The sequence below is a fragment of the Paucibacter sp. XJ19-41 genome, assembly GCF_028462495.1.
Taxonomy (GTDB): domain Bacteria; phylum Pseudomonadota; class Gammaproteobacteria; order Burkholderiales; family Burkholderiaceae_C; genus Roseateles_E.
Window position 1 is genome coordinate 1 of the sequence record NZ_JAQOWX010000078.1, and the last position, 22,068, is coordinate 22,068.

A 22,068-nucleotide genomic window follows, 5' to 3' on the forward strand; every position below is an offset into this window, starting at 1 on the left:
GCGCCAGCCCGTGCAGGCTGGCCTCGGCGCGGGCCAGCGAGGCCGCGTCCAGCGCCTGGGCCGGGCCCAGCCCATGCAGCTCGGGCCGGCTCCAGTGGTTGAGCTCGAGCTTGAAGAAAGCCAGCGTGCCGCTCAGAAAAATCGCGAACAGCAGCCAGCCCAGCACCAGGCCGGCCCAGGTGTGCAGCCACGCCATGGCCTGGCGGAAGCCCTCGCGTGCGCCGTCGGGTCTCATGTCATCGCCTCGGATTCCATCAAAGCCAGCGCGGCAGCAGCACCGCCGCGCCCAGTGGCAGGGCCGGGCCCAGGGTCCAGGCCCAGGCGCGCAGCGCGCTGCGGCAGGCAAAGGCCGTCATGAAGGCGCAGGCATAGGCGATGAAGGCCAGCATCACGCCGCCGACCGTGGCCTCGCTGCGCGCGATGCCCAGCGCCGGCAGGTAGACGGCGCAGACGGCCGCGACCGCGGCGGCCTGCAGATAGCCGCCGCCCAGCGCGGCCAGCGCGCGGGAGGCGACGCCGACGCGGTAGCGCCAGCCCACAGCGATCTTGGCCATCGCCTCAGAAGCGACCGCGCAGTGTCAGCATCACGCTGCGCGGGTCGCCGTAGTTGGGGTAGTCGAGATTGGCCCAGTAGCTCTCGTCCAGCGCATTGCGCAGCGACAGGCCCAGGCTCAGCCGGTCATTCAGACGGTAGCTGGCATGCAGATTGACCAGGGCATAGGCCTTCTGCTCCACCGTCACCGCGCCCAGCGTCGGATGCGGGATGCTGTAGCCGGTGATCTGGCTCTGCCAGTTGAGGCCGCCACCGACGGTCAGGCGTTCCCAGGCGCCGGGCAGGCGGTAGCTGGTGGACAGCTGCAGCTCGTGCTTGGGCAGGTTGGCATAGATCAGGTCGTTCTTGTGGCGCGTGATCTTGGTTTGCGAGAGGCCGGCATTGAGGGTCCAGCCCGGGCTCAGCTGGCCGGCCACATCGAACTCGAAGCCGTGGCTCTTGGTGCCGTTGACGCCGATCTGCGGATAGCTGCCGTCGGGCAGCTTGAAGCTGTCGGGCATCGACATATCGCGCACCGCGTAGTTGTCCTGCTGGGCTTCGAAGACGGCGAAGGACAGGTTCAGGCGCTTGTCCAGCAGCTCGGCCTTGATCCCCATCTCCTTGCTGGAGCCCAGCACTGGCGCCAGCAGGTTGTCGGTCTTGTCGCGCGCGTTCTGCGGCTTGAAGATGTCGGTGTAGCTGGCGTAGAGCGAGAACTCGCTGTTCAGGTCGTAGACCAGGCCGATATAGGGTGTGACCTCGTCGCTGATCTTGTAGGCGCCGGTGGTGGCGGTGTAGCGGCCGCTGGTGTTGTAGGCGTCGGTCCGGGTTTCCCAGTCGTTCAGCCTGGCGCCGGTGATCAGCGCCAGATCGTCGCGCAGCCGCCAGCGCGCCGACGCGAACAGGCCCAGTTGCTCGGTCGTGCCGATGCGCGAGGCGCCGGTGCGGCCGTAGGTCGGCGCCGGTGCCGAGCCGTCCCAGGTGTAGATATTGGGGATCGCATAGCTCCAGCCGGCCACCGAGCTGAGCGTCGGCGTGTTCGTCTCGGTCTTGAAGTAGCTCGCGCCCAGCATCAGCTCATGCTGACGGCCGAACAAGGCGAACCGGCCATTGGCATAGATGTCCAGGCTGTCGCGCGTTTCCCTGCTCTCGCCGACGCCGGCCAGCAGGCGCAGACCGGCACCGGTGACCGGATCGGGATAGCCGTCGCCATAGGTGCGCAGGCTCATCGAGTCGCCCTTGCTGCGGTTGTAGATGGCCTTCAGCGTCCAGTCGGCGCCCAGGCGCTGATCCAGGGTCGCATAGGTGGTACCCGACTGGCGCGACCAGCGGGTCCAGCTCGGCGAGAAGCTGGTCGAACGCGGCAGCCTGGCCAGCGAGCCATCGGCGGCACAGCGGGGAATCGTGCCCCAGATCGGCGCCTCGGGCACGTTGTCCGGGTTCTGGTAGCCGAGTTGCACCGTGGTGCCGGGCAGCAGCTCGGCCTCGACCACGCCCAGATAGCTGGTCTTGCGCTCGCTGTAGCGGTCGCGGAAGCTGTCGCGCTGCTGCAGCGCGGGGACGAAGCGGCTGCGCACCCGGCCATCGGCCGTCAGCGGCAGGTTCAGATCGCCCTCCAGGCGGCGCTGGTTCCAGGACCCCAGGCTCGCGGCCACCGAGGCCTCGAAGCCGCGCTGGGCGCGCTTGCGCAGCATATTGACCGTGGCCGAGGGATTGCCGGCGCCGCTGAGCAGGCCGTTGGCGCCGCGCAGGACCTCGATGCGCTCGTACAGCGCGGTGTCGTACTCCTGGTTGGTGCCGCCGCTATAGGTCGGCACGCCGTCGACCTGGAAGTCGGTGATCTGGAAGCCGCGCGCATAGTAGAGCGGGCGCTGCGTGTCGTAGAAGGTCACATTGATGCCGGTGACGTTCTGCAGCACCGCATCGATGCTGGTCAGCGACTCGAGCTCGATGCGCTCGCGGTCGATGATGCTGAGCGACTGCGGCGTCTCGCGCGCGCTCAGGCCCAGCTTGCCGGTGGCGGCCGTCAGGGTCTTGCGAGCGCCGTTCACGACGACCTTCTCGAGCTTGCGGCCGCCCTGGCCCGCTTCGGTATCGGCATCGGTATCAGCGGCTCGGGCCGCGCCCAGCGACAGCAGGGCCAGGCTCAGGGCCACAACGACGGTTTTCTTTTTTTGTTCAGGGTAGGACATCGGGACAGGATTTCAGGAAGATCGGTCGCGCAGCCGGCAAGGCTGCGCCAGCGCGCCCGGCGGGCGCGTGCTGCACAAAGGGTCGGTGGGCTTACTTCGCCGGCGTCGCGGCCGGCGGTGGCGGCGGCGACTCCAGGCCCTGAGGCAGGCTGAAGCTCAGCGTGGTCACATAGACGCCGACATCGAATTTCTGGCCGGCGCGCTCGACGCCGCCCTTGTCGGTGTGCTTGGCCTCCAGCGCGTAGGCGCTCTTCCACGGCAGACCGACGCTCAGCACGCCGCTCTTGTCGGCCTGCACCTCGCGCGACCAGCCCGACGCGGCCACCACCTCGACCTTGGCCTCGGGCAGCGGCTGGCCCTTGTAGAAGACCTGGAACTGGCCCGGCTGGCCGGTCGGCACCAGGTCCAGGGTCAGTTGGGGGGCGCGGGCCGCGAAGTCGCCGACCCAGCGGGCCGCCGGCACCCAGACATGGCGCTCGATCTTGTCACCCTGCTTGCGCTCCCAGGATGGATAAGCCAGCTCCTGCGCGATCAGCGACTCGCCGGGGATGGCCCGGGCAGCGATCGCAAAGCCGTTGGCCTGCTTGCTCAGCGCGGCCGGCTGCTCGCCCTTGGCAGTGATCAGGCTGGCGGTGGGCTGAACGAATTTGTCCAGCATGCCCGGCGAGGTCTCGCGCAGATTGTCGGCAAACTCGCCCAGATACAGGCGGGCGCCGGCGGCGTCCTGCTCGATCCAGATCTGGTGGGCCTGGGCGCCGGCGGCAGCGGCCAGCAGGACGGTGGCCAGCAAGGCCTTGCGCTTGTTGATGCTCAACATCGGTGAGGACTCCTCGATTACGAAAGACAGGGCCCGGCCGGCCTGCGATGGGCAGGGGCGGCATGGGCGGGCATCCGGGAGAGCTGGCGGGCCGTGAACACGGCGGCTGGCGGGCACGAGCCCGGGCTGCGCTCGGCAGCCGGGTCGGCGGGCATGGGTTTATTCGCGCAAATGCGAATGATTATTATTGTAAAGCGCGAGGACAGAAATCACAATCGGCGTGGGGCTGGCGTTGCCATCAGGCTGCAGCCGGCCGCCCCGGCCCGAGCAAGCGCTGCAGCAACTCGCCCACCGAGCGGATCTCCCGGCCGAAGGGCAGCGCGCCGACGCCGCGGAAGAACAAGCCCTTGGCCAGGTCGCCACGCAGTGCGGCGGCCAACTGGTTGTCGATGCAGAACTGGCCCCAGCCCGGCAGCCCGTCGCGCAGCCCGCATTGGGCCAGGCAGTCGAAGGCCTTGGTGCAGCGGCTCTTGGCATGAGCCACCACCTGCAGGCGCGGCTCGGCGCGCAGATAGTTCTTCAGCCAGGGCGTGGCGACCGCGCGCGCCGGCAGGCCGGCCACGCTGGTGAACTCCAGCATCTCGTCCTCGCCGGCCTCGGCCAGCACGCGCTTGAACCCGGGATGGGCGTCGCACTCCTGGGTGACCGCGAAGGGTGTGCCCAGCTGCACGCCGGCCGCGCCCAGGCCCTGCAGGCGCCGGATGTTGGCATGGCTGCGCACGCCGCCGGCCGCGATCAGCGGGATCTGGCCGGCCAGGCCGGCTTTCTCGAAGAAGGCCAGGCACTCGGGAATGGCGCGCTCGAAGTCGAAGCGCGGATCGTTCAGATCCGCCACCCGGGCCGCGCCCAGATGGCCGCCGGCCAGGCGCGGATGCTCGATCACGATGGCATCGGGCAGGCGCTTCTTGCGTTCCCATTTCTTGACGATCAGCTGCACGCCACGCGCATCGCTGAGTATCGGAATCAGCAAGGTGTCGGGATGGTCCTGGGCCAGGTCCGGCAGGTCCAGCGGCAGACCCGCCCCCACCACCACCGCATCGATGCCGGCCTCCAGCGCCGTCTTCACCGAGGCCGCGTACGCGCTGACCGCACGCATCACATTCAGCGCCAGCAGACCGCGCCCGCCGCTGCGCGCACGGGCGCCGGCGATCTCGCGCCGCAACGCCTCCAGATTGGCCGCATCGATAGCCTGCTTGGCGGCCGCGCCGGCATGCTGCCCCTCGGTGCGCGCCATCAGGTCGGGGTGGTGGCGGCGCAGGTCCACCGAGCTGAGCGTGCCTACGGCACCGGCCGCCGCCACCGCGCCGGCCAGGCCCTGGGCGCTGATGCCCACCCCCATGCCGCCCTGCACGATGGGCAGCAGCTCGCGGCCGCGCAGGCGCAGCGGCCGCAAGCCGCTGCGCTGCAGCAGCGCGTGGAAGAAGGGGGTGATCGGATCAAGCTGGGGCATGGTGGGTACTCTTGAGGCGGACAGGGCGCCACGCTAAGGGCCTGCGGGCCGTGCATAGTTGACAAAAGTCAGCCCACCCACAGTTCCAGGTCCATTCAGCGCCTCAAGCGGCTTGCAGCGCTGCCGATACAGCGGCGTGCCAGACCGTCCGGGAGCAGTGGAGACGGGCCAGGGCCCGAACGGACAAGAGGGACCACCGATGCGATACCCCGAGAGCGTGGCCAAGAGCGCCGAATACCTGCGCCTGGCCCTGCCCCTGATGACCAAGCAGCGCAGCGCACTGCATCCGCACAGCTATGCGGTCTGGTACGAGTTCGTCAGCGGTCGCAACCCGCGCCTTGCCGAGGCCCTGGCCGAGCAGACCCGTGACGGCCTGGGGCTGACCGAGGCCCAGACCGCCACGCTGTACCAGCACCATGTGGCCCAGCCGGGGCTCAATGCGCAAGAGGCCCAGCGCGTCAGTGACAGCCTGAGCCGGGTGCTGGACAACATGGCCAGCTCGGCCGCCCATGCTGGCGACCAGACCGCGCGCTTCGACCAGTCGCTGCTGCTGTGGAGCAGCCAGCTGCTCGACGCGGCCCAGGACGAACAGGCCGAGCTCCTGCAGGCGCTGATGGCCGGCACGCGCGAGATGCGGGCGGCCATGGCCCAGCTGCAGCAGCGCCTGGACGCCAACCAGGCCGAGATCGCCGCGCTGCGTCACGAGGTCAGCCAGGCGCGCAGCGAGGCCCTGGTCGACGCGCTGACCGGCCTGGGCAACCGCCGCGCCTTCGAGCAGCAGCTGGCGCAGTGCCTGAGCCACGCGCATGCCGAGACCGCCGCGCCCTGCCTGGTGCTGGGCGATATCGACTTCTTCAAGAAGGTCAACGACAGCTACGGCCACTCCTTCGGCGACCAGGTGCTGCGCGCGGTGGCCGACAGCCTCAAGAGCGTGGCGCCGCAGCCGCATTGGGTGACCCGCGTCGGCGGCGAGGAATTCGCGCTGCTGCTGCCCGCCAGCAATCTGCTCGAAGCCCAGCAGCTGGCCGAACAGCTGCGCAGCAAGATCGCCGCCAGCCGCATCCGGCGCGGCGCCGGACCGGCGGCCGAGCCGCTGGAGCGCGTCACGCTATCGCTAGGCGTCACCCAGCTGGCCCGCGGCGAGAGCGCCAACGACTTCTTCGAGCGCGCCGACCGCGCCCTCTACGCCTCCAAGCGCAGCGGGCGCAACTGCGTGACGGTGCTGGCGGCCAAGGCGGCCTGAGCGGGCGGGGCCAGGTCTTGCCAGCACCACCGAAATAGCGAGTCTTCGCCTGTAGACTGGCGCTCCAGCTATCGTCGGACCGCGCCCCACCATGCTTGAATGGGAACCCATCGCCGAGACCGCTTTGCGCAAGCGAATTGTCCAAGGGCAAGCGCGCATGAGCCTGCCTCAATTGCGTCTTTGGGAAGCCATACGCATCGAACCCGTGAAATGGCAGCAGCATCCCTACGGCGATCAGGGCGGTGGATTCTGGGTTGTCGCCATCATTGGAGCCAGCGTCATTTGGTACAACGACATCGAAGAGGGCTTCAATCGCTCCCGCTATTCGCAACACGGAACCATCGACGACTACTGGTGCAATCAAGACGAGCTTGAGCTGACGATGCAATACCTCGTCAACGCCATCGAGCAAGGTTCCGATCTGGTTCTTCTGCGCAGCCGGCCCGCCCGGCTACCGCGCTGAATCCCAGTTTCTGGAACACCACGAGGGAGTTCTGTGCTGCAGCGCACAGATGCCGGCCAGGCATCGCGTCAGCATCGCCTTCATGCGCCGAGCTCCCCCGGGCTCGGGCCAGCGCGTCGAGGCCCGCCATGCAGAGCATCCCTCAAGCCAAGGTCATACCGTTTGCCGGACGAGGCCAGAGACGCAACGCCCGACTGGGCGAACCAGCGTCGCGGCATCCGCCGCACATGGTGCCTGTTGAGGAACTTCTGACGCCCAGCTTCCTGATCCGGCACACCGGCTACGACAGCCTGCCGGCGTTTCTCTCGGCGGGCGGGATCAGCATGGAGCGTCTGGTGAGCCTGGGGCCGCACAGCGCCGCCCCCTGGGACGATTTCATTCGCCTGGTGTCTGTCCATCCCGGCTGGCCGGCGATGCTGCGCGAGGCCGGTGCCGAATGGATGATGCGGCGCCTGGGCCTGGTTGTCGGCGACTGACAGCGGCCGCAGGCGCGACAACAAGACCGTTCTAGCGTCGGGCCGGCAAGCCCTGGCTGCGCCGCCAGGCTGCCGGCGGCGCGCCGTACTCGCGCCGGAAGGCGCGGCTGAGGGCGGTGTCGGTCTGGTAGCCGACCTGCTCGGCAATACGGCTCAGCTGGTCGCTGCTGTGGCGCAGCAGATTGGCCGCCAGCAGCAGGCGCCACTGGGTCAGGTACTGCATCGGCGCACTGCCGACCAGGCGCTGGAAGCGCTCGGCCAGCACCGAGCGCGAGCTGCCGGCATGGCGCGCCAGCTCGTCCAGGGTCCAGGCCCGGGCCGGCTGCTGATGCATGCCCTGCAGGGCCGCGCCGACGACCGGATCGCCCATGCCGGCCAGCCAGCCGCTGCGGCCCTCGCCCGGCGTGTTCATATGCAGACGCAGCACCTCGATGAAAAGCAGCTCGGCCAGCTTGGCCAGCAGGCCCTCGGCGCCGGGCTGTGGCGAGCGCCCCTGGGCCAGCGCATAGCGCAGCGAGGCCTCCAGCCAGTCGCCGGCCTCGCTGCCGCGCACATGCACGCGCAGCACCCGGGGCAGGCCCGTCAACAGCAGCCGCGCCAGCCGGGCATCGCAGGCCAGATAGCCGCAGACCAGGCGCGTCCTCGCCCCGCCGCCGCCATAGGCCAGCCGCCGCGGCCGACGCGCCAGCACCTCGTCCAGCCGCGCGCCCTGGGCCGGCGGCAGGCCCGGTGTCGACGCCATCCGGTGCGCATCACCCTGAGTGAACAGCACCGCGTCGCCGGCTACCAGATGCAGAGGTGGTGCATCGCCCAGCTCGACATGGCACTCGCCATCGGTGATCAGATGAAAGATCACCACCCGCTCGGCGCCCGGCTCCAGCAGCGGCGCGGCCGCATCGGCACTGGGCGACTGGTAGCACCAGGGCGCGCTGAAACGCCCCTGCAGAAAGATCGCGCTGACCAGGCGCACGATGCGAAGCGTCTCCGAGAGTGCATCCATGCCGGCGCTCAAGCGGGGTCGATGTCGACCTGCAGCGCCAGGCCGGTGGCCTGCTGCACCGCATTGGGCACCGGCGAGCAGCGCAAGCCCTGCGCCACCAGCGCACGCAGCCGCTGCGGCGCCACGCCCGGCGCGGCAATGCGCACCTGCAGCCGCAACGCGCTCGGGCCGCCGGGCACCGGGCGACCATCGGCCTCGCTCATGCCCAGCAGGCCGCGCGAGTCCGAGCGGCTGCAGGCCCGCACCTCCAAGGCCGTCAGCACCACGCCCTCGCTGGCGGCGGTCAGCACGATGGAGGTGGTGGCACAGGAGGCCAGGCTGGCGCGGAACAGCCAGCCCGGCGTGATCAGGTCGCCGCTGCCGCCGAGCTCGGTGGGCATATCGCTGGCGATCTCGGTGCCATTGGCATGCCGGGCCGTGACGCGACAGCCGCCATCCCAGCGCGCAGTGGCCGGCGCATCCTCATGCAGGCCGCTCGCGGGGCGGCGCTGCAGCACCGCACGCACACGCGCCAGGGCCGCCGCCATATCGGACTGCTGATCGATCATGGGCTTGCCTTTCGGGACTGGCTGCGCTGCCGCATTCTGCGCCGAGTCGTCAAACAGGGGGTGCCGGACGCAGGGACAGTTCACAGCGACGCCTGGGCAGGACGGCCGGGCAGGCGCGCCGCCACAGTGGGACCAGGGCCAGAGATCACTGGCCCCCACCTTGCCACCATCACAGGATATCCCCACCATGAGCAGCACCCCCGACCTCGCCGCCCTCAAGGCCCGCCAGCAGACCGCCTGGGCCAGCGGCGACTACGCCGTCATCGGCACCAGCCTGCAACTCGTCGGCGAGCAGCTGGCCGAGGCCTGCGATCTGCGCTGCGACGAGCGCGTGCTCGATGTGGCGGCCGGCAACGGCAATGCCAGCCTGGCGGCGGCGCGGCGCGGCTGCCGGGTCACGTCCACCGACTATGTACCGGGCCTGCTGGAGCGCGGCGCCGAACGCGCCCGCGCCGAGCGTCTGGAGATGAGCTTCCAGGTCGCCGATGCCGAGGCCCTGCCCTTCGAGGACGGCAGCTTCGACGCCGTGCTGTCCAGCTTCGGCGTGATGTTCGCGCCCGACCAGGCCCGCGCCGCCGCCGAGCTGGCCCGGGTCTGCCGGCCCGGCGGCCGCATCGGCCTGGCCAACTGGACGCCCGAGGGCTTTGTCGGCCAGCTCTTCAAGACCCTGGGCCGCCATCTGCCGCCGCCGGCCGGCGTGCCCTCACCCTCGCTCTGGGGCGTCGAGAGCCATCTGCAAACCCTGTTCGGCGAGCGGGCCGCAGCCATCGCGGTGACGCCGCGGCTGTTCAACTTCCGCTACCGCTCTGCCGCCCACTTCATCGAGGTGTTCCGCAGCTGGTACGGGCCGGTGCATAAGGCCTTTGCGGCCCTGCCGGCCGAGCAGGCTTTGCTGCTCGAACAGGACCTCACCGCGCTGCTGAACGGCCTGAATCGGGCCGGTCCGGACTCGCTGGTGGTGCCCAGCGCCTATCTGGAGATCGTCATCACGCGGCGCTGAGCCCGGCCGGGCCGAGCAGGCCACCGAGCTGCCACAGCGCGAAGGCGGCCAGCGCCAGCGCGCTGGCGCGCTGCACGCGGCGCTGCCAGCGCGCGTCAAAGCGCTGGCGCAGCCGCCCGACCCCGGCGCTCAGCGCCAGCCACCACAGGGCCGAGCCGACAAACACCCCCAGCACCACCAGGCCCGGCGAGGCCGAGGCCGAGCGCGCCGACAAGGCACCGAAGACCGCGATGAAGGAAAAAATGGTCGCTGGGTTGGACAGGGTCAGCAGCACCGTGCCGGCGAAGTAGCGCCACAGGCTGTGGCCCGACAAGGCGGGCCGGGCGCTCAGCTGCGCCGCCGGCGCACGCCACAGCCCCCAGGCCATATAGAGCAGGAAGGCCGCGCCGCCCAGGGCCAGCGGCAGCCGTGCCGCCGCCAGCGCGTTGATCACCGCACCGACACCATAGGCGCCCACCGCGCCATACAGCGCATCGGCCACGGCCGCGCCCAGGCCGGTGGCCAGGCCGGCCTGCGGGCCCTGCTGCAGGCTGCGCTGAATCGTCAGCAGGCCGATCGGGCCGACCGGTGCGGCGATCGCCAGACCGATCAGCGAGGCCTGGAGAAAAAGGGTCAAGGTGCTGGTGAAGTCCATGCCCAGCACTGTAGGATCAGCGCAGGCGACGACCAAGCCGCAAATTCAGGCGGACTCGCGGCGACACCGACATTATTTAAGGTCAGCATGGGTGTTTCCTTGCAACTCGATGAGAAAGCCTGGCTGCTGCTGCAGGCCTTGCAATCCGATGGCCGCGCGCCGCTGAAGACGCTGGCGGCCGCGACCGGCCTGTCGATCCCGGCCACCGCCGAGCGCCTGCGGCGCCTGCAGGAGGCCGGCGTGATCAGCGGCATCCATGCCGAGCTGGACCCGCTGGCCGTCGGCTACGCGGTGCGCGCCATCATCGGCATCACTGCGGCCCAGCCGGCCAAGGCCAAGCTGCTGGCCAAGCTCAGGACCATGGCCGAGGTGCTGGAGTGCCACCATGTGACCGGCGCCGACTCCTATGTGATGACGGTCGTCGCGCCCGGCATGGCGGAACTGGAGGCCCTGATCGCCCGCATCAACGCCTACGGCGAGACCCGTACCGCCCTCGTGATGAGCACACCGATCCCGCGGCGCGGCCTGCAGCCCTGTGCGGCCCAGGGCAAGCCCTGACCCCCTTGTTTCCCACATAATCGCCCCATGTCACGCGCCCATGCTCCAGGCACAACCGGTGGTCCGGGCCTCGCCGTCCTGATGCCCATCGAGAGGCTGCAGCCTTGATACGCCTGGCCAAGTCATCGCTGCGCAATGCCGTCGTGATGGCCCTGGTAGCCGGCCTGCTGGTGCCCACCGGCGCGGTGCTGCTGTTCGAGAGCAATGCGACGCGGCGGGAGGCGATGGAGGACCTCAGGCGCGATCTGTCGCGCGTGGTCGAGATCCTGGCGCTGTCGTTGTCGGAGCCGATCTGGCAGGTCTCGCCCGATCTGGCCGAGCCGATGATCAAGGCCCAGGTCGACGACCCGCGCTTTGTCGCGGTGCTGGTGATCGAGCCCTCCTCGCCCAAGCCTTTTGCCGAATTCCAGCGCGAGGTCGCGGACCGCAGCCTGACGCTGAGCCAGACCCGGCCGGTGCTGCGCGACGGCCGCGAGATCGCCCAGATCACCGTGACGATGAGCGCCGCGCCGCTGCTGGAACGCAAGCGCGCCGACATGCTGCAAAGCCTGCTGCGCAGCGGCCTGACCCTGACGCTCTCGCTGGCGCTGATCCTGATCGTGATGCAGCGCCGCGTGCTGCAGCCGATGAACCGGCTCAGCCAGGCGGCCGCCAAGCTGGCCGCCGGCAAGCTCGACCAGCCGCTGGAGCAGACCCTGGACATGGGCCGCGACGACGAGATCGCCCGCGTCGGCAAGGCGATGGAGCGCATGCGCCAGGCCCTGCTGGCGGCCTTCGACGAGCTGCGCCAGCATGCCAGCACGCTGGAATACCAGGTGGCCCAGCGCACCGCCGAGTTGACGGCGGCCAATACCGAGCTGACCCAGGCGATGGCGAACCTGAAGACCGCGCAGCGCGAGCTGGTCGAGTCGGAGAAGCTGGCCTCGCTTGGTCGCTTGGTGGCCGGCGTCGCGCATGAGCTGAACACGCCACTGGGCAATGCGCTGACCGTGGTCTCGGCGCTGGAAGACCGCTGGGGCAAGCTCGAGGCCATGCTCAGCAACAGCGTGCCGATGCGGCGCAGCCTGCTCGAAGAGCTGGCGCGCGACACCCGGCGCGGCCAGGACATCCTGCAGCGCAATGTGCAGAAGGCGGCCGATCTGGTGCGCGATTTCAAGCAGGTCGCGATCGACCAGACCACCGACTCGCGCCGCGACTTCGATCTGGCCCAGGTGGTCGAGGATGTGCTGGTGATGGTGGAGCCCAGCTTCAAGCACACGCCCTATGCGATCCGCACCGATTTGTGCACGGGTGCCGCGATGAACTCCTATCCGGGCGCGCTCGGCCAGGTGCTGACCAATCTGCTGATGAACGCGCTGGTGCACGGCTTCGAGGGCCGCGAGACCGGGCTGGTGCAGGTCAGCTGCCGCACGCTGGACGCCGAGATGGTGGAGCTGCTGGTGGTCGACGACGGCGTCGGCATGGACGAGTCGGTGCGCCGCCGCATCTTCGACCCCTTCTTCACGACCAAGCTGGGCACCGGCGGCTCGGGCCTGGGCATGCACATCGTGCACAACATCGTCACCAATGTGCTGGGCGGCCAGATCGAGGTTCTCAGCACGGTCGGTGCCGGCACCCGCACCGTGATCCGCCTGCCCCGGCTGGCCCCGCAGCGCGCGGCCGTCGAAGGCGCCTGATCCTGGGTTAGGCGTTTCAGCGCGAAGCGGCGGCCGAGGCCGGCTCGGCTACCGCCTCGCTGTGCGCGCCGATGTCGTGCTTCTCGCCGCCCAGATCGATGTCGCCTCCCTGGCTCAGGATGAAAAGCGCGAGCGCGGCGAAGGCGGCGAAGCCGGCAATGATCTTCCACATGTCTCAATCCTCTGTTGATGAACGAGACGATTCTTGCGGGCTTTGCTGACAGCCAGCTGAGTTCAGTCCCATGGCCACTGCTGCCAGCCGCCCTGCCCGTCGCTGCAGCGCAGCTGGTGCTCAAGGGTCTGGAAGTTGACATGCAGGCTGGCCTCATGGACGCCGTCGGCACGCCAGCGCAGGGTCAGGTCTTGATCGTCACCGCTGCAGTCGAAGCTGCCGCCGAACGCCGGGTGGCTGTTGCGCAGTCGTATCAGCGCCAGCAGACGCAGCACGACCGGACGCTGCAGATCGGCGGCGATCTCGGCCTCATCGTAGCGATGGCGGTTGATGTCGCGCCCGACCCCGCTGCGCGCCAGCAGCGCCATGTCGTTGTGGCCGGCCAGCAGGCCGACGTAGTAGACCTGCGGCACACCGGGCAGGAAGAACTGCAGCGCGCGGGCCAGCAGGTAGCGCGTGTCGTCGCGGCCCAGCGCGTCGTAGTAGCTGCAGTTGACCTGGTAGAGGTCCAGATTGGAGGCGGCCGCACCGGTGGCCTGGCGGCTGGTGCCGCCGCTGTTGAGATGGATGCGTTCGACCAGCGCGTCCAGCTCCGCCGGTGGCACCAGACCCGGCTGCCGCTCCCGGTCGCCGGCCTCGGCACCGATGTCGATGATGCCGATGCCGTCATGCGTGTCCAGCACCGTCAGCGCATTGCTCGGCCGCAGGGCGATCCAGCGCCGCAGCGGCGCGGCCGTGCCGAAGAAGAAGGCATGCAGTATCAGCGGCGGCAGCGCGAAGTCATAGACCCAGTCGACCCGGGCGGCGATCTCGATCTGGCGCCGGTAGTGGGCGTGGATCTCGACCAGCACCTCGATGCCCAGCGCGCGTGCGCGGCCGGCGAACTCGGCAATGAAGTCGAAGGTCTGCGGCATCATGAAGCAGCTGGCACCGGCCTTCTTGATCGCATAGCCGACCGCATCCAGCCGCACCATGCGCACGCCGTTGCCGGCAAAGGTCTGCAGGATGCTGTCCAGGTAGGCCCGGCCCTGGGGGTGGTGCACGGCAATGTCGATCTGGGCCGCGGTGAAGGTGGTCCAGAGGATTTTCTTCTGGCCGTTCTGCAGCGTGACCGTGCTCAGCGGCAGGCCCGGGCGCGGCCGGTAGACGGCCAGCAGATCCGCCTCGCTGGCGCCCTGCGGGAACACCGCATCCAGGCTCAGGAACAGGCCGGCATAGGGTGAGGCATCACCGCGCGCCGAATAGTCGAGGAACTGCGGCGAGGCGCTGGACATATGGTTGACGATCACATCGCCCATCACGTCCATCACCTCGGTCAGTGCCTTGATGTCGGTCCAGTCACCCAGGCGGGGGTCGACCCGGGTGTGATCGATCGGATCGAAGCCGGCGTCGGCGCCGTCGATCGCATGGAAGAAGGGCAGCAGGTGCACGCCACCGAACAGCCCGCCCAGCGCGCCGCCGGGCGCCAGCAGCGCGCGCAGGCGCTGCAGGTCGCGGCCATCAAGCCGGCCGCCGAGGCGGTCGACATAGGTAATCAGTTGGACTTGGTTTTTCATCGGTTTGAAGCGGTTTTTGGTTCGGCCGGCGAGGTCTGCACGCGCAACACCGCGATGGCGGCGCACACCAGCAGCGCGCCGGCCAGGCGGATCACGTTGTCGGGCTGGCCGGCGAGCAGACTGCGATAGATCAGCGGCAGCGTCAGCATCTGGATCAGCATCGGGATCACGATGAACATATTGAAGATGCCCATATAGACCCCGGCGCGCTCCGGCGGGATGCTGCCGGCCAGCAGCACATAGGGGTTGCCCATGATGCTGGCCCAGGCCAGGCCCACGCCCAGCATGGGCAGCAGCAGCAGCCAGCGGTTCTGGATTTCCGGGATCGTCCACAGCCCGATGCCGGCCAGCACCAGGCACAGCGCGTGCACGCGCTTGGGGCCGAAGCGGCGCGTGAACGGCACCATCGCAAAGGCCGCGAGAAAGGCCACGAAGTTGTAGAAGCCGCCGATCTGGCCGTTCAGCAGACCGGCATCGCGAAAGCCCTGCGACAGCGGGTCGCTGCTGCCAAACATCGTCAGCGCCAGCGAGGGCACGATGTAGATCCAGTAGCACATCATCGCGTACCACTGGAACAGCTTCATCCACCACAGCTGGCGCATGGCCCGCGGCATCTCGCGCAGCGCATCCCAGATCTCGGACAGCGCCGCAGCCAGGCCGCGCGGCTGGCCGCGCAGCCTCGCGATCTCCTCGGCCGGCAGCGCCAGCTCGGGCACGGTGCGCACCGACCACCAGACCGTCGTGACCGAGAACAGCGCCCCTATCATGAAGGCCGCCACGGTGATGCGCGGGATGTTGTTGCCGGCCAGGGCGTCCTTGTCCATGCCCAGCAGCACCAGCAGGGTCGGCGCCAGATAGGCCAGCGTCTGGGCCAGCCCGGTGAAGGCGCTCTGCGTCAGAAAGCCCAGCGAGTGCTGGCTGCGGTCCAGGCGGTCGGAGACATAGGCGCGGTAAGGCTCCATCGTCACGTTGTTGGCCGCATCGAGTATCCACAGCAGCCCGGCGGCGAACCACAGGGTCGGACTGAAGGGCATCACCAGCAGGCCCAGGCTGCACAGCAGCGCACCGATCAGGAAGTACGGTGTGCGCCGGCCCCAGCGGGTCACGGTGCGGTCGCTGAAAGCCCCGACCAGCGGCTGCACCAGCAGGCCCGTCATCGGCCCGGCCAGCCACAGCAGCGGCAGGCTGGCCTCGTCGGCGCCCAGATACTGGTAGATCGGGCTCATATTGCTCTGCTGCAGACCGAAGCTGAACTGGATGCCGAAGAAGCCGATGTTCATATTGACGATCTGCCAGAACGTCAGGCGCGGTTTGATGAGGCTCATGCGCACGCCTCGTGGCCCAGGCGCTGCCGCCATGGCAGGAAGAAGGCATCGTCATCGGGAATCGGGCCGCGCTGGCCGCACAGCGCCGCCGCATAGCCGTTGGCCAGCGCCAGCGCGCGGTCCGGCGGCAGGCCGCTCAGCGTGGCCGCCAGCAGCATGGCCGAGAAGCCGTCGCCGGCGCCCACCGTGTCGGCCAGCCGGGGCACGGCCACGCCGGCGCCCTCGGCCAGCAAGCCTCCCTCGGCATCGAAGGCCGCATAGCCGGCCGCGCCCCGGGTCAGGATCAGGCGCTGCAGGCCGAAGCGCTGCATCAGGCCGCGTACCGCGTCGCCCAGCGCTGCGGCCGGCCCCAGCGGGTCCGGGGCCGGCCCGGCCGGCGCGCCAAACCAGCCCAGCAAGCGATCCAGCTCCTCGTCGTTGACCTTGAGCCAATCGGCCCCGGCCAGCGAGAGCGCGGCCAGCTCGGGCGTGTCGGTGCCGCGGCGCAGGTTCAGGTCCAGATAGACCAGGCCGCCCAGCGCCCTCACCGTCCGGGCCTGCTCAAGAATGCTCAGGCGCGAGCGTTCGCCCCGCAGGGCCAGCGTGCCGAAGCAGAAGAAGCGCGCGTGCAGCGCCGTCAGCAGGGCCGGCGCCGGCTCGATGAAGTCCCAGGCCGCGGGCGCATGGATATGAAAGCTGTGGCCGCCCTCGGTCTCGCTGACCGTGACCCGGCCGGTCGGCCGGCTCGCATCCTGCTGCACACCCGCCAGGCCCATGCCGAAGCGCGCCAGGCTGGCGAGGACGGCCCGGGCACCGGCATCGCCCGCGCCCACACGGGTCAGCAGCAGCACGCGATCCCCGCCCAGCAAGGCGGCCAGCGAACGTGCCAGATTGAAGGGGGCGCCGCCCGCCACCTGGCGATCGTGGAATTCATCCACCAGCGCTTCGCCGGCGACAACGACAGCCACGCGGGCCAGGTCTGCGGTCAGGATGGACATGTCTGCGGCGTTCAGAAGCTGTACTTCAGTGTGGCGCGCAGCGTGCGCCCGTTGAAGGCCCGCGCGGCATGCCCGTCGCCCTCGATCTCGGTATAGGCCAGCTTGTCGAAGAGATTGTTGGCCGAGACCGAGAGCAGGGTCTGCTCGTTGAACTGGTAGTTCACGAAGGCATTGACCAGGGTGTAGCCCTTCATCCGTATGGTATTGGCATCATCGCCATAGGACTTGCCGGAGCCGATCAGGGTCGCGCCGAGTTCCAGATCGCCGAAGCTGTAGCTCGGCGCCAGCTGATAGACAAAGCGGGCCTGGCGGCGCGGCTGCCGGCCGACCGCGGCCGCATCGCTGGAGGCCTTGATCTTGGCGTCGGTCAGGGTGGCGCCGCCGTTGATGCGGAAATTGCCCTGCGCATAAGCAGCCTCCAGCTCCAGGCCGCTGGCCTCGTATTTGTTGGCGCTGAAGGTCTGCGTCGTGAGCTCGTAGTTGCTTTCCTTGGTGCGGGCGCTGAACAGCGTCGCGAACAGGCTCAGACCCTGGGCACGCCATTTGATGCCGCCCTCGAACTGATCGATCTCGTTGATGCTGATCGGCACCGAGCCATCCAGCGGATTGCCATAGAGCAGGCGGTCGGCGCTGAAGGCCGCGCCCTTGCTGATGCGGCCGAAGGCGGCCAGATTGCGGCCGATCGCGTAGTTGGCGCCCAGCGAATAGGCGTTATGACTGAGCTTGTAGCGGATGTTCTTGCGGCTGGCCTCATCCCAGGTCTGCGTCACATTGTTGCCGGCCAGCGTGTAGCCGCGCGCCTTCTGCTCGTCGCGCCGCAGGCTGACGTCCAGGATCAGCGCACCGAGCTCGACGGTGGCCGCCGCATAGGGCGAGGTCTCGGTGTAGTCGACATCCCAGTTGCGCACACAGCAGCCGCCCCAGGTGGACCAGCCCAGTGCCACCGGTGCGCTGCTGGGCTGGCCGTTGGCATCCACCACCTGGGCGTTCTCGCCGTCCATCGTCAGCTTGTACTGGTTCCAGAACCATGTCTGCGCCACCGTCTGGCGGCCATAGAACAGACCGCCGACCAGGGTGGTCTTGGCCGTGCCGAGCTGCAGCACCTGGCTGAGCTTGAGATCGTTGAAGGTGTTGTCGAAGTTGTCGAGCGCGCTGTTGAACAAGGTGCCGGTGAAAGAGGCGGCCGCTCCGTTGCCGCCGTTGTCGGCGGGGAACAGCGCCATGAAGCGGCCCGAGTTGCTGGCCGTGCGGAACTTCTCGTCGATGCGCAGGCCGCCTCCCAGATCCAGGCCGGCCTCGAAGCCGAGCGCCAGGCTCTTGACGCGCAGTCCGTCGCGGGTCTGGCTGGTGCTGAGGCCGCCATCCTTGTTGTAGCCGGTGTCGCTGGGCAGGCTGGCGGTGAGGAAGAAGGCCGTGCGCGGGTCGATGCCGGGGATGGTGCGGATAGTGCCGTTGCTGACGGTCACCGGCACCGGCATGAAGGACGGCGTGCGGTCGTTCAGCGCCTTCAGACTCAGGCGCAGATAGCCGGCATCGATCTTCTGGGTGATGCTGGCCTTGATCTGCCCGCCCTGCTCCAGCGTCCGGCCGCTGGGGCGGCCGCCTTCGCCGACGCGCTGGAAGCCGCCGATATGAAAACTCGTGCCATTGCCGAGGCGGCCGCCGTAGTCGGCATCGATGCGCCACAGCCGGGTGTCCAGACCGGCCGTCAGGCCGATCGCCCCGCCCGCTTCGGCGCCGGTCTTGCTGATGAAGTTGATGATGCCGCCGGGCGAGTTCGAGGCCAGGGTCGAGGCCGAGCCGCCGCGTACCACCTCCAGCCGGTCGGTGCTGTAGTCGACGCGCAGGAATTGGTCGGCGGTGCCGAAGGCGATGTCGCCAAACAGCAGCACCGGCAGGCCGTCCTCCTGCATCTGCACATAGCGCGAGCCGCCGGCCGACAGGGGCACGCCGCGCACCGTGATATTGGCATTGCCCTCGCCACCGCTGGACTCGGCACGCAGACCGGGAACACCGCGCAGCAGTTCGGCGGCGTTGGTGGCGCCGCTCTTTTGCAACTGCTCCCCATCCATGCTGGAGACCGAGACGCTTTGCTGCATCTTGCTGCGCAGGGTCGAGGTGCCGGTGATCACGACCTGATCGAGCTTCAGGCCGTCGACGGCCGGCGGCGCATCGGCGGCCGCCGGGCTCTGGGCCCAGGCCGGCAGTTGCAGCACGGCCAGTGTGACGGCGGCCAGCACCGGGCGGGTCCGCGGCGCGGCGCGGGCGGGAATGGGGGCGTTGTGCATAGTGTCTCCGTGGGGTGCCGGCCGGGACCCGTGCCCTTGTGCCGGTTGTTATTCGAGACCGCCGGGCCGCTCGCGCCATGCTGGGGCCAGATGCACCGTTGCCGTCTCGTTGGGCACCATTCTGGTTTTATTGCAATCGATTGCAAACAAGGGGAAACGCTTACTATCAGGCATTGAATGCCAGTCATTCAGAACTTATTGCAATCGATGGTCAAACCGTGCTACGGCGCACGATCAGCTCGACGGCGAGGGTGCGCGAGCTGGCCCGTTCGCCACGCAGCTGCGCCGTCAGCGCGGCCACCAGTTCGGCGCCCGCCTCGGCCACCGGCTGATGCACGGTGCTCAGCGGCGGCTCGCAGTAGGCGGCCAGCGGCATGTCGTCATAGCCGACCACGGCCACGTCCTCGGGCACGCGCCGGCCCTGGGCGCGCAGCACCTGAATCGCCTGCAGCGCGAGCAGGTCGCTGCAGGCGAGCACCGCATCCACGTCCGGCATCTGTGGCAGCCAGCGCTCCAGCACCGCGCGAGCGCCGACCGGCTCGAAGGGCAGCGCCAGCTCCAGCGCGGCATCGGGGCTCAGGCCGGCCTCGGCCAGCGCCTGGTGATGGCCCTCGCGGCGCAACCAGACCTCGGGCAGTTGTGCATCGCCGAGGAAGGCCAGCCGCCGCCGGCCCAGACCCAGCAGGTGGCGGGTCGCCTGCAGACCCCCGGCGCGGTTGTCGCCGCCGACGCTGCAGTACAGCTGCTGCGGCAGCGCCCCACCCCACACCACCAGCGGCAGTTGGCGTGCGGCCAGCGCGTTGAGCTGATCGTGGTGACGCCACTGGCCGATCATCAGCACCGCGATGGCCTTGCCGGAATCGTAGAACTGCGCGGCCAGATCCAGGTGCTCGGCATCGACGCGCGACAGCAGCATGTCGTAGCCCTGGTCGGTCAGCGCGTCGGCAATGCTGCCGATCAGGGCGAGGAAGAAGGGGTCGGAAATGTGCTGGCGCGAGCTGGCCTCGTAAGGCAGGACCACCGCCACCGTGCGGTTCTTCTGCAGCCGCAGGTTCTGCGCGCCCAGATTGATCGAGTAGTTCAGCGAGCGCGCGAGCTCCGCCACGCGCGTGCGCGTCTCGTCATTGACCAGCGAACTGCCGTTGAGCGCGCGCGACACGGTCGAGACCGAGACACCGGCCAGCCGCGCAATATCGGCCATCTGCAGGCGGCGCTGTTCGGCCGGGCTGTTTGCTTTCTTTGAAGGGCGCTCGGACATGGGCGGGGATTGTGCCGCAGCAAAAAAAAGAGCGGCCCGCAGGCCGCTCCTCACTTCAGACGGTCAGACCGTCTCAGTCGCGGGCGTAGATGTCCACGTCCTTGGTCTCCTTGACGAAGATCATGCCGATCACGAAGCTCATGCCGGCGATCACGATCGGGTACCAGAGGCCGTGATAGATATTGCCGTTCTGCGCCACCATCGCGAAGGTGATCGAGGGCAGCATGCCGCCGAACCAGCCGTTGCCGATGTGGTACGGCAGGCTCATCGAGGTGTAGCGGATGCGGGTCGGGAACATCTCGACCAGCATCGCCGCGATCGGGCCGTAGACCATGGTCACATAGATCACCAGAATGGTCAGGATCGCCACGACCAGCGGCTTGTTGACCTTGGCCGGATCGGCCTTGGGCGGGTAGCCGGCGGCCTTCAGCGCATCGGCCAATTCCTTCTTGAAGGCGGCGATGTTCTTCTTGCTGGCGTCGTCGAAGCTGTAGCCGTCGGCGGTGCGGGTGGCGTTCAGCGAGCTGACGACCTTGTCGCCGATCTTGATGCTGGCGACGGTGCCGGCCGGGCCTGCAACCGTCTCGTAGCTGGCGGCCGACTGTGCCAGCGCACGCTTGGCGATGTCGCAGGAGCTGGCGAAGTCCACTTCCTTGGCGACCGGGCTGCCCTGGAAGGAGCAGGCGGCCGGATCCACCGTCACGACGATCTGGGCCGTCGCCTGGGCGCGGGCCAGATCGGGGTTGGCGGCGGCGGTCAGCGCCTTGAACAGCGGGAAGTAGGTCACGATGGCCAGCAGCAGGCCGGCCATGATGATGGGCTTGCGGCCGATCTTGTCAGACAGCGTGCCGAACAGCAGGAAGAACGGCGTGCCGATGATCAGCGAGACCGCCACCATCACATTGGCCGTCGAGCCGTCCACCTTCAGCACGCTGGTCAGGAAGAACAGCGCATAGAACTGGCCCGAATACCAGACCACGCCCTGGCCGGCGACCAGGCCGAACAGCGCCAGCAGCACGATCTTCAGGTTCTTCCACTGGCCGAAGGACTCGGACAGCGGCGCCTTCGAGGTCTTGCCCTCGGACTTCATCTTCTGGAAGGCCGGCGACTCGTTCATCGACAGGCGGATCCAGACGCTGATGGCCAGCATCACGACCGAGAGGATGAAGGGCACGCGCCAGCCCCAGTCGGCAAAGGNCTGATGGCCAGCATCACGACCGAGAGGATGAAGGGCACGCGCCAGCCCCAGTCGGCAAAGGCTTCTTCGCCGATCAGGGTGCGGGTGCCCAGGATCACCATCAGCGACAGGAACAGGCCCAGGGTCGCGGTGGTCTGGATCCAGGAGGTGTAGGCGCCACGCTTGCCCTGCGGCGCATGCTCGGCCACATAGGTGGCGGCACCACCGTACTCACCACCGAGCGCCAGGCCTTGCAGCATGCGCAGGATGACCAGGATCACCGGGGCGGCCACGCCGATGGTGGCGTAGGTGGGCAGGATGCCGACGATGAAGGTCGACAGGCCCATGATCAGGATGGTCACCAGGAAGGTGTACTTGCGGCCGATCATGTCGCCGAGCCGGCCGAACACCAGCGCGCCGAAGGGGCGCACGATGAAGCCAGCGGCAAAGGCCATCAGCGAGGCGATGAAGGCCGCCTGCGGATCCAGGCCCGAGAAGAACTGCTTGGCGATGATGGCCGCCAGCGAGCCATAGAGATAGAAGTCGTACCACTCGAACACCGTGCCCAGTGAGGAGGCGAAGATGACCTTCTTCTCCTCCCGGGTCATCGGTGTCTTGGCGGTCGATACTGCGCTTGCAGTGGCCATGATGCTTGTCTCCGATATGTTGCGAAGGACCACCGACCGGTGATCCATGGCGCGACTATCGGAGCCGGCTCTGACCCTC

The 22,068-nt window shown here is 68.7% G+C and carries 20 protein-coding genes and 1 pseudogene; 6 read left to right on the forward strand and 15 right to left on the reverse strand.

The genetic code is table 11. From position 1 onward, the window contains the following. The 5 genes from PO768_RS18830 to PO768_RS18850 all read right to left on the reverse strand — a co-directional run. On the reverse strand, positions 1-235 hold a 235-nt coding region (locus PO768_RS18830), incomplete at its 3' end, for a PepSY domain-containing protein (protein ID WP_272647274.1). Positions 236-254: 19 nt separating this feature from the next. After that, complete coding sequence (locus PO768_RS18835) at positions 255-554, reverse strand: hypothetical protein (protein WP_272647275.1); 300 nt, start codon at positions 552-554, stop codon at positions 255-257. Between the two features lie 4 nt (positions 555-558). Further along, on the reverse strand, positions 559-2,724 hold the full coding sequence (locus PO768_RS18840) for a TonB-dependent siderophore receptor (RefSeq protein ID WP_272647276.1): 2,166 nt from the start codon (positions 2,722-2,724) through the stop codon (positions 559-561). A gap of 91 nt (positions 2,725-2,815) precedes the next feature. Continuing rightward, positions 2,816-3,541, reverse strand: a complete 726-nt coding sequence (locus tag PO768_RS18845; protein ID WP_137942070.1) for a DUF4198 domain-containing protein — start codon at positions 3,539-3,541, stop codon at positions 2,816-2,818. 238 nt (positions 3,542-3,779) lie between these two features. Beyond that, on the reverse strand, positions 3,780-4,991 hold the full coding sequence (locus PO768_RS18850) for an NAD(P)H-dependent flavin oxidoreductase (protein WP_272647277.1): 1,212 nt from the start codon (positions 4,989-4,991) through the stop codon (positions 3,780-3,782). A 199-nt stretch (positions 4,992-5,190) separates the two neighbouring features. On the opposite strand from PO768_RS18850, the gene PO768_RS18855 reads away from it, so the two are divergent. From PO768_RS18855 to PO768_RS18865, 3 genes are all read left to right on the forward strand, one after another. Next, the gene (locus tag PO768_RS18855; RefSeq protein WP_272647278.1) at positions 5,191-6,234 is read left to right on the forward strand and encodes a GGDEF domain-containing protein; all 1,044 of its coding nucleotides are present in this window, start codon (positions 5,191-5,193) and stop codon (positions 6,232-6,234) included. Between the two features lie 91 nt (positions 6,235-6,325). Next, positions 6,326-6,697, forward strand: coding sequence for a hypothetical protein (locus PO768_RS18860; protein WP_272647279.1), 372 nt, complete (start codon positions 6,326-6,328; stop codon positions 6,695-6,697). A 128-nt stretch (positions 6,698-6,825) separates the two neighbouring features. After that, complete coding sequence (locus PO768_RS18865) at positions 6,826-7,173, forward strand: hypothetical protein (RefSeq protein WP_272647280.1); 348 nt, start codon at positions 6,826-6,828, stop codon at positions 7,171-7,173. Positions 7,174-7,204: 31 nt separating this feature from the next. Here PO768_RS18865 and PO768_RS18870 read toward each other — a convergent pair whose 3' ends face one another. Beyond that, positions 7,205-8,173, reverse strand: a complete 969-nt coding sequence (locus PO768_RS18870; protein WP_272647281.1) for an AraC family transcriptional regulator — start codon at positions 8,171-8,173, stop codon at positions 7,205-7,207. Between the two features lie 8 nt (positions 8,174-8,181). Beyond that, positions 8,182-8,721, reverse strand: coding sequence for an OsmC family protein (locus PO768_RS18875; RefSeq protein WP_272647282.1), 540 nt, complete (start codon positions 8,719-8,721; stop codon positions 8,182-8,184). A 187-nt stretch (positions 8,722-8,908) separates the two neighbouring features. Here PO768_RS18875 and PO768_RS18880 point away from each other — a divergent pair, with 187 nt between their 5' ends. Continuing rightward, positions 8,909-9,721, forward strand: a complete 813-nt coding sequence (locus PO768_RS18880; protein WP_272647283.1) for a class I SAM-dependent methyltransferase — start codon at positions 8,909-8,911, stop codon at positions 9,719-9,721. On the opposite strand, the gene PO768_RS18885 is transcribed toward PO768_RS18880, so the two are convergent. Further along, the gene (locus tag PO768_RS18885) at positions 9,708-10,355 is read right to left on the reverse strand and encodes a LysE family translocator (RefSeq protein WP_272647284.1); all 648 of its coding nucleotides are present in this window, start codon (positions 10,353-10,355) and stop codon (positions 9,708-9,710) included. The two genes, PO768_RS18880 and PO768_RS18885, sit on opposite strands and share 14 nt — an antisense overlap. Before the next feature lie 87 nt (positions 10,356-10,442). Between PO768_RS18885 and PO768_RS18890 the strand changes: the two genes are divergently transcribed. Beyond that, positions 10,443-10,913: an Lrp/AsnC family transcriptional regulator gene (locus PO768_RS18890; RefSeq protein WP_272647285.1), complete on the forward strand. Its 471-nt coding sequence runs from the start codon at positions 10,443-10,445 to the stop codon at positions 10,911-10,913. Between the two features lie 104 nt (positions 10,914-11,017). Beyond that, positions 11,018-12,589, forward strand: a complete 1,572-nt coding sequence (locus PO768_RS18895; protein ID WP_262970517.1) for a sensor histidine kinase — start codon at positions 11,018-11,020, stop codon at positions 12,587-12,589. 16 nt (positions 12,590-12,605) lie between these two features. Here PO768_RS18895 and PO768_RS18900 read toward each other — a convergent pair whose 3' ends face one another. The 7 genes and pseudogenes from PO768_RS18900 to PO768_RS18930 form a co-directional block, all read right to left on the reverse strand. Further along, positions 12,606-12,761 (reverse strand): hypothetical protein, encoded by a 156-nt coding sequence (locus PO768_RS18900; RefSeq protein ID WP_171018177.1) that lies wholly within the window; start codon positions 12,759-12,761, stop codon positions 12,606-12,608. A gap of 62 nt (positions 12,762-12,823) precedes the next feature. Next, complete coding sequence (gtfA, locus tag PO768_RS18905) at positions 12,824-14,317, reverse strand: sucrose phosphorylase (protein WP_272647286.1); 1,494 nt, start codon at positions 14,315-14,317, stop codon at positions 12,824-12,826. After that, the gene (locus PO768_RS18910; protein ID WP_262970516.1) at positions 14,314-15,642 is read right to left on the reverse strand and encodes an MFS transporter; all 1,329 of its coding nucleotides are present in this window, start codon (positions 15,640-15,642) and stop codon (positions 14,314-14,316) included. The genes gtfA and PO768_RS18910 overlap by 4 nt, the downstream gene beginning before the upstream one ends. Beyond that, complete coding sequence (locus PO768_RS18915) at positions 15,639-16,619, reverse strand: PfkB family carbohydrate kinase (protein ID WP_272647287.1); 981 nt, start codon at positions 16,617-16,619, stop codon at positions 15,639-15,641. The genes PO768_RS18910 and PO768_RS18915 overlap by 4 nt, the downstream gene beginning before the upstream one ends. An 11-nt stretch (positions 16,620-16,630) precedes the next feature. After that, positions 16,631-18,907 (reverse strand): TonB-dependent receptor, encoded by a 2,277-nt coding sequence (locus tag PO768_RS18920; RefSeq protein ID WP_272647288.1) that lies wholly within the window; start codon positions 18,905-18,907, stop codon positions 16,631-16,633. A gap of 211 nt (positions 18,908-19,118) precedes the next feature. Then, positions 19,119-20,165 carry a LacI family DNA-binding transcriptional regulator gene (locus tag PO768_RS18925; RefSeq protein ID WP_272647289.1) on the reverse strand — a complete coding sequence of 349 codons (1,047 nt, stop codon included), beginning with the start codon at positions 20,163-20,165 and terminating at the stop codon, positions 19,119-19,121. A 73-nt stretch (positions 20,166-20,238) separates the two neighbouring features. Further along, positions 20,239-21,989, reverse strand: a pseudogene (locus PO768_RS18930) (MFS transporter). Between the last annotated feature and the right edge of the window lie 79 nt (positions 21,990-22,068).

Bases quoted from the DNA above. Each gene is read 5' to 3' on its own strand.
- PO768_RS18855 (WP_272647278.1), top strand. From the start codon at position 5,191: ATGCGATACCCCGAGAGCGTGGCCAAGAGCGCCGAATACCTGCGCCTG.
- PO768_RS18860 (WP_272647279.1), top strand. From the start codon at position 6,326: ATGCTTGAATGGGAACCCATCGCCGAGACCGCTTTGCGCAAGCGAATT.
- PO768_RS18915 (WP_272647287.1), bottom strand. From the start codon at position 16,619: ATGTCCATCCTGACCGCAGACCTGGCCCGCGTGGCTGTCGTTGTCGCC.
- PO768_RS18900 (WP_171018177.1), bottom strand. From the start codon at position 12,761: ATGTGGAAGATCATTGCCGGCTTCGCCGCCTTCGCCGCGCTCGCGCTT.
- PO768_RS18850 (WP_272647277.1), bottom strand. From the start codon at position 4,991: ATGCCCCAGCTTGATCCGATCACCCCCTTCTTCCACGCGCTGCTGCAG.
- PO768_RS18840 (WP_272647276.1), bottom strand. From the start codon at position 2,724: ATGTCCTACCCTGAACAAAAAAAGAAAACCGTCGTTGTGGCCCTGAGC.
- PO768_RS18910 (WP_262970516.1), bottom strand. From the start codon at position 15,642: ATGAGCCTCATCAAACCGCGCCTGACGTTCTGGCAGATCGTCAATATG.
- PO768_RS18835 (WP_272647275.1), bottom strand. From the start codon at position 554: ATGGCCAAGATCGCTGTGGGCTGGCGCTACCGCGTCGGCGTCGCCTCC.
- PO768_RS18845 (WP_137942070.1), bottom strand. From the start codon at position 3,541: ATGTTGAGCATCAACAAGCGCAAGGCCTTGCTGGCCACCGTCCTGCTG.
- PO768_RS18875 (WP_272647282.1), bottom strand. From the start codon at position 8,721: ATGATCGATCAGCAGTCCGATATGGCGGCGGCCCTGGCGCGTGTGCGT.
- PO768_RS18870 (WP_272647281.1), bottom strand. From the start codon at position 8,173: ATGGATGCACTCTCGGAGACGCTTCGCATCGTGCGCCTGGTCAGCGCG.
- PO768_RS18865 (WP_272647280.1), top strand. From the start codon at position 6,826: ATGCAGAGCATCCCTCAAGCCAAGGTCATACCGTTTGCCGGACGAGGC.
- gtfA (WP_272647286.1), bottom strand. From the start codon at position 14,317: ATGAAAAACCAAGTCCAACTGATTACCTATGTCGACCGCCTCGGCGGC.
- PO768_RS18925 (WP_272647289.1), bottom strand. From the start codon at position 20,165: ATGTCCGAGCGCCCTTCAAAGAAAGCAAACAGCCCGGCCGAACAGCGC.
- PO768_RS18920 (WP_272647288.1), bottom strand. From the start codon at position 18,907: ATGCACAACGCCCCCATTCCCGCCCGCGCCGCGCCGCGGACCCGCCCG.
- PO768_RS18885 (WP_272647284.1), bottom strand. From the start codon at position 10,355: ATGGACTTCACCAGCACCTTGACCCTTTTTCTCCAGGCCTCGCTGATC.
- PO768_RS18880 (WP_272647283.1), top strand. From the start codon at position 8,909: ATGAGCAGCACCCCCGACCTCGCCGCCCTCAAGGCCCGCCAGCAGACC.
- PO768_RS18890 (WP_272647285.1), top strand. From the start codon at position 10,443: ATGGGTGTTTCCTTGCAACTCGATGAGAAAGCCTGGCTGCTGCTGCAG.